The organism is Myxococcus sp. AM011 (genome assembly GCF_013372595.1).
Taxonomy (GTDB): domain Bacteria; phylum Myxococcota; class Myxococcia; order Myxococcales; family Myxococcaceae; genus Myxococcus; species Myxococcus eversor.
Window position 1 is genome coordinate 1 of record NZ_JABXEM010000242.1, and the last position, 17,780, is coordinate 17,780.

Sequence of the window (17,780 nt, forward strand, 5' to 3'; positions counted from 1 at the left end):
CGGCGGGAGCCCGTCGCGAGCCAGGAGGCCCCGAGCCCCGGCCGAGTCGTCCGTCGAGGCCGGACCCGGAGGGGGCTCGCATCGGCCCTCCGCCCTCGCGGCTGGGCCTGGGGGGACCCCGACCTCGCCCGTCGACACCTGGCAGCGAGGCCGAGGCACCTCCCATGCGGGAGCGCTCGCGGGTGGGCTCCGCCGAGGATGGCTCGCGGGTGGGCCCCGCGTCGGACGGTTCTCGTGTGGGGCGCGCGGCGGACGGCTCGCGGGTGGGCCCCTCGTCAGACGGTTCTCGCGTGGGCCCCGCCTCGGACGGTTCTCGCGTGGGCCGCGCGGCGGACGGCTCGCGGGTGGGCCCTGCCTCGGGTGGTTCTCGTGTGGGTCGTGCGGCGGACGCCTCGCGGGTGGGGCCCTCTGGGGATGCCTCGCGGGTGGGTCCCGCGGGGGAGTCCTCGCGCGTGCAGCGCCCTCCCGAGGAGCTGTCCCGTTCGTCCCGGGTGCGGCCTCGCGCCGATGTCGCGCCGTCCCGAGAGGACCCGGAGGGTTCTCGGGTGTTCCGCTCGCGCTCGTCGGTGAGCGTCAAGGCGCTGCGTCCGGACCCGGCTCGCGAGGGCGGAGGCCAGCAGGAGCGGCCCCCTCGGGTGCTCGCCGGGCGAGCAGGCCCTCCCGCGGGGGCGCCGTCGTCGGGGGGACAGAAGGAGGGCACGGCGGTGCAGCGGCGACCTCGCTCGACGTCCGATACGGACAAGCCGGTGCCTCCGGGCTCCGGCGGGCGTGGACCGCGCGGCGGAACGCGCTAGCATCCGGCCCGCAAGGAGCGGCGCATGGCGATCGGCAAGGTGATCAAGGGTGACGGGACGGCGGAGCCGTCTCTCGTGTCGGAGCGGCCCGTGCTGCGGCCTCCTCGCGCGGGAGTGATGAACGCCGAGGTCTTCGAGGCGCGCCAGGGAGCCCAGGGCATCCTCGAGGAGGCGCACCGCGAGAAGGAGCGCATCCTGGCGGAGGCCCAGCGCGAGCGCGAAGAGCTGCTGGTGAAGACGCGGGAGCAGGGGCGCCAGGAAGGGCTGGCCCAGGCCACGGAGATCATCCTCCGCGCGAAGATGCAGGCCGGGGAGCTGTTGGGCACGTACGAGCAGGACATCATCGCCCTGGGGTTGCGCGTGGGCGAGAAGATCATCGGCCGGAGCCTGGAGAAGGACCCGGACCTGATGTTGGAGCTGTGCGCGTCCGCCATCGACAACCTGCGCAGCGCCCGCGCCATGACGCTGCGCGTGCACCCGAAGACGGCCGCCGTGCTGCGCGCCAAGAAGCCCGTGCTGATGGAGCTCATCGGCCGCGCGGTGGACCTGGCCATCAAGGAGGACCCGGAGGTCGCTCCCGTGGGCTGCATCGTCCAGACGGAGTTCGGCACCGTGGATGCGCAGCTGCCCACGCAGCTGGAGATGCTCCAGAACGTGCTGCTGCCAGACCAGAACGGCCCGAAGGAAGGCCCGGCCTAGCCGGGACGGAACCGCGTCCATGGCCATCGACCTTTCGCGCTATTTCGACCTCATCCAGGAAGCCCAGACGGTGCGCGTCCGGGGTCGCGTCACCGAACTCACCGGCCTCATCATCAAGGCGAGCGTCCCCAACGTCCGCGTGGGCGAGCTGGTGCTCATCAAGAGCCGGGGCCGCGGCCCGGTGAAGGCGGAGGTGGTGGGCTTTCAGGGCGATGAGGTGATGCTCATGCCCCTGGGCGAGCTGTACGGCATCGGCCCGGACAGCGAGGTCATCCCCACCGGAAAGCCCCTGAGCATCAAGTGCGGCGAGGCGTTGCTGGGGCGCGTGCTCAACGGCATCGGCGAGCCCATGGACGGCAGCGACCTGCCGGAAGAGGGCCTCATCGACTGGTCCGTGGACCGCAACTGCCCGGACCCGTTCACCCGTCAGCGCATCGAGCGGCCCCTGCCCCTGGGCGTGCGCTGCATCGACGGACTGCTCACCGTGGGCGAGGGTCAGCGCGTGGGCCTCTTCGCCGGCTCCGGCGTCGGCAAGTCCACGCTGATGGGACAGATAGCGCGCAACACCCAGGCCGACCTGTGCGTCGTCGCCCTCATCGGCGAGCGCGGTCGCGAAGTCCGCGAGTTCATCGAGGACGCCATGGGCGAGGAGGGCATGAAGCGCTCCGTGCTGGTGTGCGCCACCTCGGACCAGCCCAGCCTCGTGCGTCTGCGCGCCGCCTACGTCGCCACCGCCATCGCCGAGTACTTCCGGGAGCGCGGCGGCAACGTGCTCTTCATGCTCGACACGGTGACGCGTCTGGCGCGTGCCCAGCGTGAGATTGGCCTCGCGGTGGGCGAGCCCCCGGCCCGTCAGGGCTACCCGCCGAGCGTGTTCTCCATGCTGCCGCGCATCCTGGAGCGCACGGGCAACTCGGAGAAGGGCAAGTGCACCGCCATCTACACCTGCCTCGTGGCCGGCGGTGACATGGAGGAGCCCATCGCGGACGAGGTCCGCGGTATTCTCGACGGCCACTTCATCCTCAACCGCGCGCTGGGCGAGCGAAACCAGTGGCCCGCGATGGACGTCCTCGCGAGCCTCAGCCGTGTGATGAGCGGCATCGTCTCCAAGGAGCACAAGAAGGCGGCGGGCAAGCTGCGCGAGACGCTGGCCACATACGAGAAGCAGCGCGACCTCATCCTGCTGGGCGCCTACCAGTACGGGACGGACCCCCGCACGGACTACGCCATCGACAAGTACGACGCCATCATCGACTTCCTCAAGCAGGACACCCACTCCAACTCGGGCTTCGACGAGACGGTGGAACAGTTGATCGCCCTCTTCGAGGAGTGAGCCGGGCCCCCTGGGGCGTCGGGGGTACGACTCCTGGCCCACTGGACAGGGGTGCACCCTGGGAAATCCGGGGTAGGATGGGGGGACCATGCCCCCGTACCGGTTGCAAACCCTGCTGGACATGCGGACCCGGGCCAAGGAGGAGGCCGAGCAGGCCTTCTCCGACGCCATCAAGGCCCTCGAGAAGGAGAAGGTGGAGCTCCAGCGGCTGATTGACGAGCTGGAGCGCCGCAAGCGCGAGCGCAAGGAGAAGGTGGCCGCCTACCTCAAGGAGGTGATGGCCAAGGGCTCCGGCATCAACGGCATGAACATGATGGGCCGCTTCGAGGAGCGCCTGAAGGACGAAGAGGCGCAGGTGGCGCTGGAGGTCGAGCGTCAGCGGGAAGCGGTGAAGGTGGCCGAGCGACTCGTCGAGCAGCGGCGGCGGGAGATGGCCGAGGCGGCCAAGGAGCTCAAGGCCATCGAGAAGCACAAGGAGACCTGGCAGAAGCAGGTGAAGCACGAGCGCCAGCAGCGCGAGGAGTTGAGCCAGGAGGAGATTGGCAACGCCTTGTTCCTGGCTCGGCAGCGCAAGTAACCTGCCGCCACCCCTTCCCTCGGGAACGATGTCATGAGCCGAGTCGACGACGACCGTGAAACAGCGCGCCTGGCCGAGCGCATCATGCTGGAGAAGAAGCTCGCCGAGGGCCAGGCGAAGAAGCGGACGGAGGGGGCCAGCACCTTCCAGAAGCTGATGCAGCCCCAGGCCCAGCCTCAGGCGACGGCCCCCGCGCCCACGCCTCAGACGCCGGGCGCGTTCGCCAAGCAGATCCTGGCCAAGGCCACGCAGCAGGGGAAGACCTTCGGGGAGCAGGCCCAGCAGCCTCAACTGGGTGGCAACCCGGCGGGTCTGGCGCAGACGCAGCGCCGGCCGGACAGCGGGGCCACCGAGGCTCGCTCCGGCTCTCGCGCCGCGGACTCCAAGGAGGACAAGCGCACCTCCGAGGGGCGCGACAAGGACATGAGCAAGGCCGAGTCCGCGCTGGGGCAGGTCAGCTCGGAGAAGGGCGCGCTCATCCGGGCGGAGGCCGACGCGGGCGGCGGCAAGGGCAGCGGCGGCGGGGGCAAGGACAAGAAGGAAGGCGGCGGCGGCACGGAGATGGGGCCGGGGTTCCGGTTCAACCCCGCGCTGATGGCGCCGGTGCCGGTGGCCAAGCCCAAGGACACCGCGGGCTCCGAGCGGCTGCGCGCCATGGCCAGCGAGATTGCCCAGAAGATTGTCGACCGCGTGCGCGTGGGCACCAACGCCGCGGGCCTCGCCGAGTTCCAGATTGATTTGCGCGGCGACGTGCTCAGCGGCCTGTCCATCAAGGTCAGCGCGAAGAACGGGAAGATCTCCGCCACCTTCAGCGGCACCAACCGTGACGTGCTGAAGATGCTCGAGGAGCAGAGCGAGGGGCTGCGCACCGCGCTGGGTGGCCGTGGCCTGAAGCTCGAGACGGTACGCTTCGAGGCGAAGACATGAGCCTGGAGCCGGAGGACGAAGGCCCCGGCGTGCATGAGCGGACGATGCTGGTGGACCTCCGCCAGCTCAAGCCGGTGCGTCCGCCGCCGGAGAAGACCGAGCGTCCGGAGAAGGTGGAGCGCGCCGAGAAGGTCGAGCGTCCCGAGCGAAACGAGCGTCCGGAGCGGGTCGACCGGAGCGCCTGGCGGCCCTTCACCTTCAAGGGGCTGGAGAAGGTGTCCCGGGCGCAGGGGCTGCTGGCGGAGCGGCTGCGCTGGCTGACGCCGAACGCGGGGACGCTTGGTGCGGTGTCGGCGCGGCTCAAGGGCCTGTTCGACGCGGAGGTGCGCCTGTCCCTGGAGTCCGTGCAGGTGCGGCCCATGGCGGAGCTGCGCCGGTTCCTGGGGGACCCGACGTTCCTCGCGGTGCTGGCGCCGGGCGCGCTGCAGGGCAGGGCGGTGCTGGAGGTGGAGCTGTCGCTGGCCCACACCGCGGTGGACCTGCTGCTGGGCGGCGCGGGTGAGACGGTGGGCCTGCGCCCGCTGACGGATATCGAGGAAGGGGTGATGGGCTACGTCATCCTGGAAGTGCTGCGGGTGCTGGTGCCCGCGATGCAGGCCGGGGTGCCTCGCCCGAGGCTGGACGGAGTCGCCCGCGGCGTGGACGAGGTGTCCGCGCGCCTGGGAGATGACGGGCCCATGCTGACCGTCCACCTGAACGCCACGCTGGGGCCGCATGGCGGCATGGTGCGGCTGGTGGTGCCCTCGGCGGTATTGGAGGCGGCGGAGCCCGCGGTGGCGAGCGCCCAGCGGCGCGCCCTCGCGAAGGCGGACCTGGCGGCGCATGCGAGCCGGCTTTCGGCGGTGCGCGGCTGGCTGCGGGCGGAGATTGGCACCGCGGAACTGACGACCAGCGACCTGGCGAGCCTGCGCGTCAAGGACGTCGTCCTGGTGGACGTGCTGTCGGCGCGGCCGGACCGGGGCGAATCCGGCACGGCGCAGCTGCGCGTGGGCGCGGGCCGTGCGGGACACGCGGAGGCCGAGGTCTTCGTCGACGACGGGCGCTACAAGGCCCGAATCACAGGAATCATCCCCGGGGAGTCGGGGAACCCGCGCTCGGCCACCGAGGAGGGTGGGGGGCGGGAACAGGAAGAGGACTTCACCAATCCGGAGCTGGACGTTCCTCCGGAGCTTGAAGGGGCGCCCTTGGACGACGTGAACAAGCCGGACGGAAGCGACCTGCTCGGAGACGTACCGCTGCAGATCGCCGTGGAGCTGGCGCGCATCCCGGTCACCGCGGAGCAGGTGGTGGGCATGCGGGCCGGGCAGGTCATCGAGCTGAGCCGTGGGCCTGGCGAGCCGGTGGAGCTGTCCATCAACGGCAAGGTGGTGGCCCGGGGTGAGCTGGTGGAGATGGAAGGCCAGCTCGGCGTGCGTGTCACCACCCTGGCGAGCTGAGGTCTTCATCCGAGACGGAAGCAAGCGGGCGGGAGCGGGCTGCCGGACGGGGGCCCGTGGCGGTCCTCCGGCCTTTGAACTAGCCTCGCCCCCATCCATGGCAGTCCTCCGCACCCCCCTCATGCGCCGCGCTCTGGGCGCCGCGCTGCTGCTCGCGTCCTGCACCGTGCTGGCCCAGTCGCCCGCCACGCCCGTGCCGAGCGCCACGGCCGCGCCTGTCCCTCCCGCCTCGGCGAACGGGGCACAGAAGTCGGCCCCCACCACTCCCGCCGCGACGGACCGGGCCGAGAAGTCGGCTCCGAGCGCCACCGCTCCCCTCGCGAAGGACCCGGCCGAGAAGTCGGCGCCAGGCGCCGCGGCTCCCAGGACGGACCGGGCCGAGAAGTCGGCGCCCGCCGTCGTTCCCGCTTCGGCGGATGGGGCCCAGAAGTCGGCTCCGGGCGCCTCGGCGGACGGCGCCGGGAAGGCCGCGCCCCCCGTCACTCCGAGCGCCACGGTCCTCCCCACCCCGGCTGACGGTGCCTCGAAGGCTTCAGAGTCGGTCGTTCCGCAACCCACCCTCGCGCCGGAGACCCCCACCGCGACGCGTCAGAAGGCTCCGGAAGAGGAGCCGCGCTGGGAGGACCCCTCCATTGATGCCGCCGCGACGGCGACCGAGGCGGAGGCCGAGCCGGAGAGCATGGGCTGGATGCTCATCCGCACGCTGCTCGTGCTGGGCGCGGTGGTGGCGTCCATCTACCTCACGCTGAACGTGGGCTTGCGCCGGCTGATGGGCCTGCAGGGGACCGCGCCCGGCAAGCAGACCGTCGTCTCCGTGGTGGAGCGTCTGACGCTGGACCCCAAGCGCGTGCTCTTCGTGGTGAAGGCCGCGGACGAGTACCTGCTCCTGGGCGGCGGCGAGGCGGGCCTGCAGCTGCTGTCGAAGCTGGATTTGGAGGCGGTGGAGCGCATCCGCGCGCAGCGCCCGCAGACGAACGTGGTTCCCCTGAGCCCTTTCCTTCAGAAGCTCCTTTCCCGCCGCTCCGGGGGCTCGTCGTCCCAGCCCCCCGGCGCTTGATGGCACCTGTCCCGTGAACGTCCAGACTCCTGCCCGCTCCCTGCTCCCGCGCGTCACGCCCTGGCTCTTCGCGGCCGCGGTGTCGCTGCATCCCTTCATCGCCCTCGCGCAGAAGAAGCGCCCCGGCAACATCCCCGACTCCGTCGCCAACGAGGCGGTGAGCGCCGACACCTTCACGTCGCGGCCGCTCATCCTCATCCTCGCGCTCGCGGCCATGGGCCTGGTGCCCTTCGCGCTGATGATGGTGACGAGCTTCGTGAAGATTTCGGTGGTGCTCTCCATCGTCCGCTCGGCGCTCGGCACCCAGCAGATTCCTCCTACCCAGGTGATTACCGGGCTGGCCGTCATCCTCACCGTCTACATCATGACCCCCGTGGGCATGACGATGTACCGGGCCTCGGAGCTCAACGTCTGGGACTCCTCGGGGGCCGGCGCGTTCTCCTCGGCGAAGGTGGGCTCACTCCTCGAAGGAGCGGACCGCGCCAAGGAGCCGCTGCGCGAGTGGCTGATGAAGAAGGTGACGCTGAAGGACCGCTCGCTCTTCTACAACCTGGCCAAGAAGATGCGCCAGGGCGAGGACCGGGACTCGGTGGACAGCAAGGACTTCATGGTCATCATCCCGGCCTTCGTGGTGTCGGAGCTGAAGGAGGCCTTCCAGATTGGCTTCCTGCTCTTCGTCCCCTTCATCGTCATCGACATGGTGGTGGCCAACATCCTGCTCGCGCTGGGCATGCACATGCTGTCGCCCACCACCATCTCCATGCCCTTCAAGCTGCTCCTGTTCGTCCTCGTGGATGGCTGGTACCTCATCGCCAAGGGCCTGGTCGTCGGCTACCTGTAGGAAGAAGGCACCCCATGAACCAGCTCACGGTCATCACCCAGGAGGCGCTGTTCCTGGTGCTCGTGGTGTCGGCCCCACCGGTGTTGATGAGCCTCATCGTCGGCTTCATCATCTCCCTGTTCCAGGCCACCACGCAGATCCAGGAGCAGACGCTCACCTTCGCGCCCAAGGTCATCATCGTCTTCGGCGTGCTGGCCATGACGGGGCCTTGGATTGGAAGCCAGCTCTTGCGCTTCACCTTCCACGTCTTCGACCGGTTCCCCGCCCTCATCAAATGAACGCCGCGGACCTCGTGTCCGAGCTGGCCGCTCGGACCAACTTCTCCGCCGCCATCTTCACGGTCGCCCTGCTCATGTGCCGGGTGATGCCGGTGCTCATCTTCAGCCCGTTCCTCGGCGGTGAAGTGGTGCCCACGGAGATGAAGATGGGCATCGGGCTGACGCTGGCCATCGTGCTCTATCCCTCCATCGCGCACACCGTGACGACCATCCCCCTGACGGCGCTGCCCTACATCGCGCTGATGGCGAAGGAGGTCTTCATCGGGTTCTGCATGGCGTTCATCATCAACAGCGCCTTCGAGGCGGCGCGCATCGCCGGCACCGTCACGGACACCATGGCGGGCAGCAACAACGCCCAGCTCTACGTCCCGCAGCTCGGGCAGCAGGTCTCCCTCTTCTCCAACCTCAAGGTGCAGCTCTCGGTGGTGCTGTTCCTCACCCTGGACGGGCACCACGTGGTCATCCGCGCCCTGGCGGACAGCCTGGCCACGGTGCCGCTGGATGGCTTCCCGCGCTTCAGCCATGGCTCGTGGACCTTCTTCGACGTGCTGGTGCGCGTCTTCGCCGACATGATGAAGGTGGGCCTGGCCCTGGCCGCGCCCGCGCTGTGCGCCACCTTCCTCACGGACGTGGCGCTGGGCGCCATCAACCGCGTGGCGCCGCAAATCCAGGTGTTCTTCATCTCCATGGCCATCAAGCCGCTCGTCGGCGTGCTCATCACCTTCCTGGTGCTGGGGGCGCTGCTGTCGCGCATGCAGGTCGAGCTGGCCCACATGCTGCGGGTGCTCACCGACGCCCTGCGGCTGCTGGCCTGAGCCTCCTCCCGGGAACGCGCGCCCATGTCCGACGAGAGTGGAGACAAGACAGAAGAGCCGTCGCAGAAGAAGCTCGACGACTCTCGCAAGAAGGGGCAGATCTGGAAGAGCAAGGACATGAGTGGCGTGGCCGTGCTCGTCGTGGGGCTCGCCGCCGTGAAGGCGACCTGGGACAACCTGGAGAAGGAGATCTCCAGCCTCTTCATGTTCAGCTTCGACCATCTGGCCCGGGGTGATGACCTGGGGGATGCCACCTCGCAGCTGATCTACCTGGGGATTCGCACGCTGCTCCTGGTGACGCTGCCGGTGCTCGCGGGCGGCGCGCTGATTGGCGGGCTGATGGAGTTCCTGCAGGTGGGCTCCCTGTTCACGCTGGATCCGCTGATGCCCAAGCTGGACAAGCTCAACCCGCTGGCCGGCTTGAAGAACATGTTCAGCAAGAAGTCGCTGGTGGAGCTGCTCAAGAACCTCATCAAGATCTCCATCACCGCCAACGTCGTCTACGGCGTGGTGCGCGACGCGATGCCCATGGTGATGGAGACCATCCGCCAGGACACGCGCGTCATCATGACCATCATGGGAGAGCTGGTGACGCGCGTGGCCACCCGCGTCGCGCTGCTCTTCGTGCTCTTCGCCATCTTCGACATCTGGTGGCAGCGCAAGTCCTTCATGAAGGACATGATGATGTCCAAGGACGAGGTGAAGAAGGAGTACAAGGAGAGCGAAGGCGACCCGCACCACAAGGCCAAGCGCAAGGAGTTCCACCAGGAGATCATGGAGGGACAGCAGATGGAGGCCGTGCGGGACGCGGACGTCATCGTCACCAACCCGGACCACGTCGCCGTCGCGCTCAAGTACGACCGGGAGAAGGACGGCGCGCCCCGGGTGCTGGCCAAGGGCCTGGACCACAAGGCCGAGCGCATCAAGGGCATCGCCCGGGAAGAGGACGTCCCCACGCTGCGCAACGTGCCCCTGGCCCACGCGCTCCTGCGGGTGGAGGTGGGCCACGAGGTGCCCGAGGAGCTCTACGACGCCGTCGCGGAGGTCCTCAACTTCGTCTACGACCTGAAGAACGGCGGCCCCACCCCGGCGGCCCGCGCATGAGCGCCCCGGGAGCGGTTATCATCGGCACGAGTTCGCGGAGCGCCCCATGAGTGACGAAGCCGAAATCGCCATCGCGCTGAAGTACGACAAGGAGAAGGACACCGCGCCGCGCGTGGTGGCCAAGGGGCTGCGGCTGAAGGCGGAGAAGATTCGCGCCATCGCCAAGGAGCACAACATCCCCATCATGCGCAACGTGCCCCTGGCCAACGCCCTGTACCGGGTGGAGGTGGGGCAGGAAGTGCCGGAGGAGCTCTACGACGCCGTCGCCGAGGTCCTCAACTTCATCTACGAAATCCAGCGCGAACACGCGGCCGCCGGAGGGCGGTAGGGGAGGGGGGCTGGACGGCCCCCCCCTTCCTGGAGTGAGCTTCGGAGTTCACGATGGCCAGAATCAACAATCAGCCTCCCAAGGCACCCCTGTGGCCCTGGGGGGGACCCCGCAGCGTCCGTGAGCGGCTGGTCGACCCGTCCCAGGTCGACCGCAAGAAGCTGCGCAAGACGGGCAACCCCAAGAACCCCGCGCTCGCCTCCACGGCGCTGCTGGACTTCATCGGTCCCGCGCACTCGTCGGAGGAGCTGCGCCTGCCCCTGCCGCCCCATCCCGGCGGGCATGACGCGGACCTGGAGGGCTTCAGCGACCGGCCCCACCTGGCCAGCGTGGCGGGGCGGGGGAGCGACGAGTCCCGCCACCTGATGGACCGGGGACTGTCGCGCATCAACGCGTCCCCGGACCGCCTGGAGCGCCTCAAGGCGCTGCTCCAGCGGGAGTCCTCCATGCTCACCCTGGTGGACCAGGTGAACGAGGAGACCAAGGAGATCATCCGGCGCATGTGGGCCGAGCAGAAGGACGAGGGTTACTAGCGCATGCCGGAGGATCCTCAGGACGAGGCCCAGCTCGCGGCCCGGCTCCAGCGTTGGGCGGATGGCAAGGCCACGCTGCGCGAGGTGCGCGGCTATTCCAACGACGAGCTCTACGCCATCGCCAAGACGGCGTACTTCTTCTTCTACCAGGGCCGCATCAACGAGGCCCGCACGCTCTTCCAGGGCCTGTACGCCGTGAACCCCACGGACGGCTACTTCGCCAAGGCGCTGGGCGTGGTGGAGATGGCCGCGGGCAACGGCACCGGCGCCCTGGCCGCCTTCGACGTCGCCGCCAAGCTGTCCCCCCAGGATGCCTCCGTCTATGTCGGCCGCGCCGAGGTGAAGCTCGCCCTGGGCCAGAAGCAGCAGGCCCTGGATGACCTCCGACGCGCTGCGGCAATGGCGCCGCAGGATGATCCGGTGGTGCGCAAGGCGGGCGCCATGCTCACCGCGCTCCAGCGGCGTTGATCCAGGCCCGTCCCAGCGTCCGGTTCTGGCCGGACGCCGGGTAGGTGAGCCCGGAACAGTCTGTTAGGCTCGTCTCAATAAACCCCAACCCCTCTTTGTGGAGAGGTGGAGTCAGTCAATGAGCACGCAGAAGGCGAAGATGGGCGCGCTGCCTCCGGAGCCCTCGGAGCTGGTGGAGAAGCGCGACAAGTTGCTGGCGGAGCTGGAGTCGCAGTCCAAGACGGCCCAGGGCACCTTCCTCCAGGTGGTTCGGACGATGAAGATGCTGGTGGCCTCCACGACCCCGGGCACCCCGTTCGACGAGAGGCTCTATGGCGACGTGTCCGGCGCCCTCCAGCGTTTCATGGCCGACCCCATTCTCCCCGTGCCCCCCACGCTGGGCATGGTGGTTTCGTACCTGTCGGAGCGCCTGAGCACCTACGGGATGACCATCCAGAACGCCGTCAAGGAGGCGAACCCGGAGATGCACGCGAAGCTCGCGTTCACTCCTCCGAGCGCGCAGGCTCCCGCGGCCCCGGCCCCCGCGGCCCCGGCCCGCACCTCGGGGGCCCCCGCCGCCAAGGACGGCTTCGAGAGCGCTTCCAACAAGCGCTCCCTGTCCCTGGACCCGGAGGCCAGCCCGCCGCCGCCCGCGGATCCCAAGAAGGAGCAGCAGCAGCTCGAGTCCTTCAAGGCCTGGATGAAGAACCCGAGCCTTGGAAAATTGAAGGGTTAGGCCCGTTTCCCGGAGGGACCCGGGCCTCGCGAAAATACCGGAAATGATCCCGGATAATTCGCAGGAAACTTCCGAGCCCCTCCCCCGATAATCTTTTTGTAGCCGCCGCTGCACTTCGCCACGCAGCACCCACGAATTAATCTCAGGAGAACGAACATGACTGTCTCTGCCAACTTCAACGCCGCTGCGAGCAGCATCCTGGCTGGTTCCAAGGCCTCCAACGACATGATCGCGGCGGCCCCGGCGGATCAGCAGCCCTTCCTCCGCGCGCAGGAGCAGATGCAGCGCGAGGCGAAGCTGGTCGAGCTCATCTCCACCTCGATGAAGGCCATCGAGAAGATGCAGAGCTCCATCATCGGCAACATGCGCTAATCGTTTCAGCGCGGTTCGCAGCACCCTGGCCTCGCAACAGCTCTTGGAGCTGCTGCGGGGCCGGTTCATTTCCGGACGCCGGTGGACACGCCGTGTGCGTCTGTCCGAAACTTTCCGCGCCCCCCCGCGAGAATTCCTTCAACCCCACCCTTTTGGAGAAATCCATGGTCGCTCCCGTCAATGGCGGTCCCCGCTACACCTCCTCGACGCAGAAGACCGCGTCGGAGTCTTCCACCCAGGCGCCTTCGGATCCGGCCGCGGAGCGGGCCAGGCAGGCGGCCACCATGGACGGCATCCGCAAGAAGGACGAGAGCAAGCTGACCGGGACGGACCGCGACAACTACGCGAGCGCCCTGGGCACGGACAAGATCCTGGAGAACAAGCCGTTCCTCGGCTTCTTCGACGACTCCGTGTCGGAGACCATCGCCAAGAAGATGGATGGGGAGATCGCCAGCTACCTGAAGCAGAACCCCAACGCGTCCCTGAAGGACATCGACAAGCACGTCGACGACAGCTTCAAGAAGCAGATGTTCAGCGCGGTGGTGGCCCAGAAGGGCGTGGACATGGCCATTGCCAGCCTGAAGAAGCAGTTGCAGAAGACGCGTGACGGCTTCGACGAGTAGTGGCTTCTCGGTGTCCCCTGACTGGTGGGCTCGCTGGAGGCGGGCTAGACTCCAGGCCGCCTCCATATTCGCCCCGGGAATGAGTCCAGATGACGACGACCCAAGCCAAGGCGCCGGTCTCCAACAATGATGGGAAGCCGCTGTCCGGCCCGGAGCTGCTCGAGCGGGCCACTCAGGGCTTCGACCTGTTTCAAGACGGCCGGTTCCAGGAGTCCCTGGCCGTCTTCGAGCAACTCGCCGCCATGGATGGCTCCGAGGCCTACTTCCAGACCGCGCTCGGCGCCTGCCACCTGGCGCTGGAGAACCTGGACCAGGCGGAGGCCCACTTCAACCGGGCCATCGAGCTGGACGCCACGGACCTGACGCCGTTCGTCAACCGGGGCGAGGTCCACCTGCGCCAGGGCAAGGTGATGGAAGCCGCCCACGACTTCAACCATGCGGTGTCCCTGGACCCCGAGGGCAAGGACCCGCTGAGCGCGCGGGCGCGCATGCTGGCGGCCGCGGCCCTGGAGAGCGTGGAGGAGGCCCAGGGGGCTTCCGAACGCGACTCCGGTCCGGACGGGCGTTAAGCGCTCCCTTCGTCTCTTCCGACGGACACCCCGCCCGGCTCGTGAGGCCCCCCTTGGGCCCGGGGCCGGGCGCGGACTAGGATGGCTCCCCGCTGATGTCCGCCTCCAATCCGAACAGCTTCCTCTCCAAGTACTCCGACATCGTCCTCGCGGTCGTCGTGGTGTGCATCGTCGGGATGATGATCGTCCCGCTGCCCACGCTGCTGCTGGACGTGCTGCTGACGCTGAACATCAGCATCTCGGTGGTGCTGCTCCTGGTGTCCCTCTACGTGCCAGCGGCGCTGCATCTGTCGGTGTTCCCGACGCTGCTGCTCATCACCACGATGTTCCGGCTGTCACTGACCATCTCCACCACCCGCCTCATCCTCCTCACCGGTGACCCGGGAGAAGTGGTGGTGGCGTTCGGCAACTTCGTGGTGCAGGGCAACTTCGTCGTCGGCGCCATCCTCTTCCTCATCCTCGTCATCGTGAACTTCATCGTCATCTCCAAGGGCTCGGAGCGCGTCGCCGAAGTGGCCGCGCGCTTCACCCTGGACGCGATGCCGGGCAAGCAGATGTCCATCGACGCGGACCTGCGCGCGGGCTCCATCGACCAGGACCAGGGCAAGAAGAAGCGCCGGGATTTGGAGCGGGAGAGCCAGCTCTTCGGCGCCATGGACGGCGCCATGAAGTTCGTGAAGGGCGACGCCATCGCCAGCATCATCATCACCGTCGTCAACATCGTCGGTGGCCTCATCATCGGCGTGACGCAGAAGGGGATGTCGGCCGCGGACGCCGCGCAGAAGTACACGCTGCTCACCATCGGTGACGGCCTCGTCGGCATGATTCCCGCCATCCTCGTCTCCACCTGCGCCGGCATCATCGTGACGCGCGTGGGCGGCGAGGAGGAGGGGGCCCACCTGGGCAAGGACATCGGCACGCAGCTCACCGCGTACCCGAAGGCCATCGCCATCGCCGCGGGCATGCTCATCGTCCTCGGCCTCGTCCCGGGTCTGCCGAAGATTCCCTTCTTCCTCCTGGGCGGCGGCGCGGGCTTCGGCGCGTGGACGATGCTCAAGAAGAAGAAGGAATCGGAGATGGTGGAGGAGGCCGGTCCGGCCATGGAGTCGGACCTGGGCACGCCGATGTCGTCGGAGCCCGCGCCCAAGGAGCCGATGAATCCGGACTCCGAGCTCTTCATCCCCGTCGTCACGCCCATCGTCCTGGAGGTCTCCGACGCGCTGGTGCCGTACGTGGACTCGCGCCAGGACAGCGGGAAGTTCCTCTTCGAGCTCATCCCGTTCATGCGCGACGGCCTCTTCATCGAGCTCGGTGTGCGCTTCCCGGGCGTGCGCGCGCGCGGCAACTCGTCGCTGCCACCGGGCGCCTACCAGGTGCAGATCAACGAGGTGCCCGTCGTCACGGGCCAGGCCACGCTGGGCCACGTGCTCGTCAACGACACGGTGGACCGCCTGCGCCTGATGAACATCCAGGGCTTCGAGGCCATCAACCCCGCCACCCGCCAGCCGGCCGCGTGGGTGCCCGAGCAGCACCGGGAGACCTTGGAGGCCGCGGGCCTGACGACGTGGGACGTGCCCGGCTACATCATCCTGCACGTGGCCGCGGTGCTGCGGCGCAACGCGCGGGAGTTCGTCGGCGTGCAGGAGACGCAGACGATGCTGGAGCAGTTGGAGAAGGCCTTCCCCGCCATCGTCAAGGAGGTCATCCCCAAGGTCGTCAACGTGCTGAAGTTGACCGACATCCTCCAGCGCCTCGTGGAGGAGGAGATCTCCATCCGTGACTTGCGCGGCATCCTCCAGGCCCTGGCGGAGTACGGGCAGGTGGAGGCGGACAACGTCATGCTCACCGAGCACGTCCGCGCCTCGCAGCGCCGCTACATCTCCCACAAGTACGCGCGCGGCAGCGGCACCCTCGTCGTGTACCTGTTGGATCCGAACATCGAGGAGGCCATCCGAGGCTCCATCAAGCGGACCTCCGCGGGCGCGCACCTGGCGCTGGAGCCGGAATTGGCGCAGGAAATCGTCCAGGCCGTCCGCTCCGAGTGCGGCCACCTGCCGCCCAGCGCCCAGCGCCCCGTCATCCTCACCGCCATGGATATCCGGCGCTACGTCCGCAAGCTGCTGGAGTACGAGTTCAACCCCTCGTTCTCCGTCCTCAGCTACCAGGAGCTGTCGCCCGAGCTGAACATCCAGCCCGTGGCGCGCATCTCCACCCGGTAGTCACGATGACCCAGGGTCGGTCACCACCGACCCGTCGCCGTCCTGATCGGAAACCTCGCGTTTCAACGCAACTTCCGACTCAGGCCGTCGAGAATGAAAGCACGGCGGGAATGTGCGCTTTCAAGCGTGGGATTCCCCGAGATTCGGGAGGAAGTCATGACGAGTGTCAACCAGGCTGGCAACGCTCCCCGTACCACCAGCACCGGCAGCACGAAGGTCGGGCTGAGCGATACGGAGCTGACGAAGAACCTCGGCCTCATCGAGAAGACGGTGGAGAGCGCCTTCGCGGACATCGAGTCCGCTGTGAAGGCGCTGAACCAGCTCAACGAGAACTCGTTCGCGGCCGGGGCCCCCCGTCCTGGCGACACGGCCTCCAGCGCGGGCACCGGTGGCGCGTTCCCGACGGAGAAGCCGGTCATCACCGCCGACACGTTCCGCCCGCCGGACAAGCTGAAGGTGGACGACAAGGGCACCATCACCACCCCGGGCGGCTACAAGATTGAGCAGTTGGGCCAGTTCGAGTGGAAGATCTCCGGCCCGGACGGCAAGAGCACCCGCATCTGGGGTGACCCGCACGTCGACGAGAGCGACGGCGGCAAGTTCGACTTCAAGCGCAACACCACGTTCCAGTTGCCGGACGGCACGGAGATCGGCTGCACCACCGTGCCCTGGGGCAACGCGGGCATGACGGTGACGGGCAAGCTGAACATCACCAACGGCGCCGACCACATCGAAGTCACTGACATCGACAAGGGCAAGGGCAAGGTCAGCGAGCTGAAGAAGGACGGCTACGAGACGCAGGTCGCCTTCCAGTGGGACGACACGTTCAAGAACAACAGCCGGGACTTGCTCGTCATGGGCAAGAACTCCGACGACTGGGCCAACCAGAACAAGGAAGTCGTGGGCGACGACGGTGGCGGCGCCACCTTCAAGCACGGCAAGGACCTGGAGTTCGAGTACAAGGAGACCCCGTCGCTGCTGACGCTCCTGCCCGAGCCCGCCGCGGACAAGAAGGACGCGTCCAAGTCGGATGTGTCCGCCGAGCGCGACCAGCTGATGAAGAAGATCAACGACCAGGTCAACCGCGCCATCGCGGAGCTGGGCAAGCCCAAGCAGTCCGAGGAGGAGCAGCCCCTGGACGACCGCTTCACGTCGGTCACCAAGCTCTTCAAGGCCCTGGATGAGATCAACTCGCTGAATGATATGGTCAAGCCTCGGAACATCTTCTTCTGACCTTGACCCGTAGGTAGAGGGGCCCTCCCGGGGCCCCTCGCGAGGTGGCCGTGAGCGGTAGACCGGAGAGTGGCGACCCGTCGAACGTGCGGATTCCAAAGGCCCTGACGGAGAAGCTCATCAAGGGTGAGCTCCAGTTGGGTCAGTTCCTCGGGATGACGCGCGAGCGGCTCTTCGGCTACGCGGCCGCCGGCCACAAGATGCTGCAGGCCGGCCGCACCCGCCTGGCCCTGGATATCTTCCAGGGCCTGGTGGCCGCCTCACCCAAGGAGCCCGCCTTCCTCACGCAGCTGGGCGCCACGTATCTGACGCTGGAGCGCACCGACGAGGCGTTTGACGCCTACCAACGAGCGCTCGCGGTGGATGCCTCCAACGGGGACGCGCTGGTGGGCCGTGGTGAGCTGCTCTTGCGCCGGGGCAACATCCCCGAGGGGCTCAAGGACCTGAGCCGCGCGATTGAGTTGGATCCGTCGCTCAAGAAGCGCTCCACCCAGCGCGCACGGACCACGCTGCTCGCCCTCAAGACACAGGCGGAGCAAATCAAGGGCAAGGGACGCCCGGCGTCCTCGCCCAAGAAGTAACGGCTCACCGAGGGGCTGGGGCAGCGAGGGGCGCCTTCACCCGGGCGCTCCCTGCCCACGCCTCTCAGGCGCCCGCCACCACGGCGATGAGCAGCACCAGGAACACCAGCCCCACCACGCCCATGACGACGAGCGGGACGAGCTTCTGCTTGTCCTTGAGCGCGGCCATGACTCCGCCCCGCGCCTCGTCGGGGAGGGCCGTCTCGGCGGAGGGCTGGATGGGCTCCTCCGGCTCGGGCGGCAGGGGCTCGGGTTCCGGCTCGGGCTCGGGCTCGGGA

Annotated in this window: 20 protein-coding genes and 2 pseudogenes; 21 read left to right on the forward strand and 1 reads right to left on the reverse strand. The window is 68.3% G+C overall.

Translation table 11 applies throughout. The features are described from left to right. The 21 genes and pseudogenes from HUW62_RS36310 to HUW62_RS36410 all read left to right on the forward strand — a co-directional run. Window positions 1–794, forward strand: a pseudogene (locus tag HUW62_RS36310) (hypothetical protein); the annotation flags it as partial. A gap of 24 nt (window positions 795–818) precedes the next feature. After that, a complete protein-coding gene (locus HUW62_RS36315; RefSeq protein WP_163867958.1) occupies window positions 819–1,493 on the forward strand; it encodes a FliH/SctL family protein in 675 nt (224 codons plus the stop codon). A 19-nt stretch (window positions 1,494–1,512) separates the two neighbouring features. After that, the gene (sctN, locus tag HUW62_RS36320; protein WP_163867959.1) at window positions 1,513–2,826 is read left to right on the forward strand and encodes a type III secretion system ATPase SctN; all 1,314 of its coding nucleotides are present in this window, start codon (window positions 1,513–1,515) and stop codon (window positions 2,824–2,826) included. Window positions 2,827–2,914: 88 nt separating this feature from the next. Next, complete coding sequence (locus HUW62_RS36325; RefSeq protein WP_163867960.1) at window positions 2,915–3,403, forward strand: flagellar assembly protein FliH; 489 nt, start codon at window positions 2,915–2,917, stop codon at window positions 3,401–3,403. Between the two features lie 33 nt (window positions 3,404–3,436). Continuing rightward, window positions 3,437–4,330, forward strand: coding sequence for a flagellar hook-length control protein FliK (locus HUW62_RS36330; RefSeq protein WP_163867961.1), 894 nt, complete (start codon window positions 3,437–3,439; stop codon window positions 4,328–4,330). After that, window positions 4,327–5,766, forward strand: a complete 1,440-nt coding sequence (gene sctQ / locus HUW62_RS36335; protein WP_163867962.1) for a type III secretion system cytoplasmic ring protein SctQ — start codon at window positions 4,327–4,329, stop codon at window positions 5,764–5,766. The genes HUW62_RS36330 and sctQ overlap by 4 nt, the downstream gene beginning before the upstream one ends. 121 nt (window positions 5,767–5,887) lie before the next feature. Then, window positions 5,888–6,823, forward strand: coding sequence for a flagellar biosynthetic protein FliO (locus tag HUW62_RS49200; RefSeq protein ID WP_255203853.1), 936 nt, complete (start codon window positions 5,888–5,890; stop codon window positions 6,821–6,823). A gap of 13 nt (window positions 6,824–6,836) precedes the next feature. Beyond that, a complete protein-coding gene (gene sctR, locus HUW62_RS36345) occupies window positions 6,837–7,664 on the forward strand; it encodes a type III secretion system export apparatus subunit SctR (RefSeq protein WP_163867963.1) in 828 nt (275 codons plus the stop codon). A gap of 14 nt (window positions 7,665–7,678) precedes the next feature. Further along, entirely contained in the window at window positions 7,679–7,942 is a 264-nt protein-coding gene (gene fliQ, locus HUW62_RS36350; protein WP_163867964.1) for a flagellar biosynthesis protein FliQ, read from the forward strand. Then, window positions 7,939–8,757, forward strand: coding sequence for a flagellar biosynthetic protein FliR (locus tag HUW62_RS36355; protein ID WP_163867965.1), 819 nt, complete (start codon window positions 7,939–7,941; stop codon window positions 8,755–8,757). The genes fliQ and HUW62_RS36355 overlap by 4 nt, the downstream gene beginning before the upstream one ends. A gap of 24 nt (window positions 8,758–8,781) precedes the next feature. Further along, a complete protein-coding gene (gene sctU / locus HUW62_RS36360) occupies window positions 8,782–9,861 on the forward strand; it encodes a type III secretion system export apparatus subunit SctU (protein WP_163867966.1) in 1,080 nt (359 codons plus the stop codon). A gap of 46 nt (window positions 9,862–9,907) precedes the next feature. Further along, the gene (locus tag HUW62_RS36365; protein WP_163867967.1) at window positions 9,908–10,189 is read left to right on the forward strand and encodes an EscU/YscU/HrcU family type III secretion system export apparatus switch protein; all 282 of its coding nucleotides are present in this window, start codon (window positions 9,908–9,910) and stop codon (window positions 10,187–10,189) included. 53 nt (window positions 10,190–10,242) lie between these two features. Further along, window positions 10,243–10,722 carry a hypothetical protein gene (locus HUW62_RS36370; RefSeq protein WP_163867968.1) on the forward strand — a complete coding sequence of 160 codons (480 nt, stop codon included), beginning with the start codon at window positions 10,243–10,245 and terminating at the stop codon, window positions 10,720–10,722. A gap of 3 nt (window positions 10,723–10,725) precedes the next feature. Beyond that, window positions 10,726–11,190 carry a SycD/LcrH family type III secretion system chaperone gene (locus HUW62_RS36375; protein WP_163867969.1) on the forward strand — a complete coding sequence of 155 codons (465 nt, stop codon included), beginning with the start codon at window positions 10,726–10,728 and terminating at the stop codon, window positions 11,188–11,190. 118 nt (window positions 11,191–11,308) lie between these two features. Continuing rightward, complete coding sequence (locus tag HUW62_RS36380) at window positions 11,309–11,905, forward strand: hypothetical protein (RefSeq protein WP_163867970.1); 597 nt, start codon at window positions 11,309–11,311, stop codon at window positions 11,903–11,905. A 156-nt stretch (window positions 11,906–12,061) separates the two neighbouring features. Continuing rightward, window positions 12,062–12,277, forward strand: a complete 216-nt coding sequence (locus HUW62_RS36385; protein WP_163867971.1) for a hypothetical protein — start codon at window positions 12,062–12,064, stop codon at window positions 12,275–12,277. A 164-nt stretch (window positions 12,278–12,441) separates the two neighbouring features. Beyond that, a complete protein-coding gene (locus HUW62_RS36390) occupies window positions 12,442–12,900 on the forward strand; it encodes a hypothetical protein (RefSeq protein WP_163867972.1) in 459 nt (152 codons plus the stop codon). Between the two features lie 89 nt (window positions 12,901–12,989). Next, window positions 12,990–13,469, forward strand: a complete 480-nt coding sequence (locus tag HUW62_RS36395; protein WP_163867973.1) for a tetratricopeptide repeat protein — start codon at window positions 12,990–12,992, stop codon at window positions 13,467–13,469. A 95-nt stretch (window positions 13,470–13,564) separates the two neighbouring features. After that, window positions 13,565–15,688, forward strand: a complete 2,124-nt coding sequence (sctV, locus tag HUW62_RS36400; protein ID WP_163867974.1) for a type III secretion system export apparatus subunit SctV — start codon at window positions 13,565–13,567, stop codon at window positions 15,686–15,688. Window positions 15,689–15,844: 156 nt separating this feature from the next. Beyond that, window positions 15,845–16,921, forward strand: coding sequence for a DUF1521 domain-containing protein (locus HUW62_RS36405; RefSeq protein WP_163867975.1), 1,077 nt, complete (start codon window positions 15,845–15,847; stop codon window positions 16,919–16,921). 50 nt (window positions 16,922–16,971) lie between these two features. Continuing rightward, on the forward strand, window positions 16,972–17,502 hold the full coding sequence (locus tag HUW62_RS36410; RefSeq protein WP_240356700.1) for a tetratricopeptide repeat protein: 531 nt from the start codon (window positions 16,972–16,974) through the stop codon (window positions 17,500–17,502). 64 nt (window positions 17,503–17,566) lie between these two features. Here HUW62_RS36410 and HUW62_RS36415 read toward each other — a convergent pair. After that, window positions 17,567–17,780, reverse strand: a pseudogene (locus tag HUW62_RS36415) (FHA domain-containing protein); the annotation flags it as partial.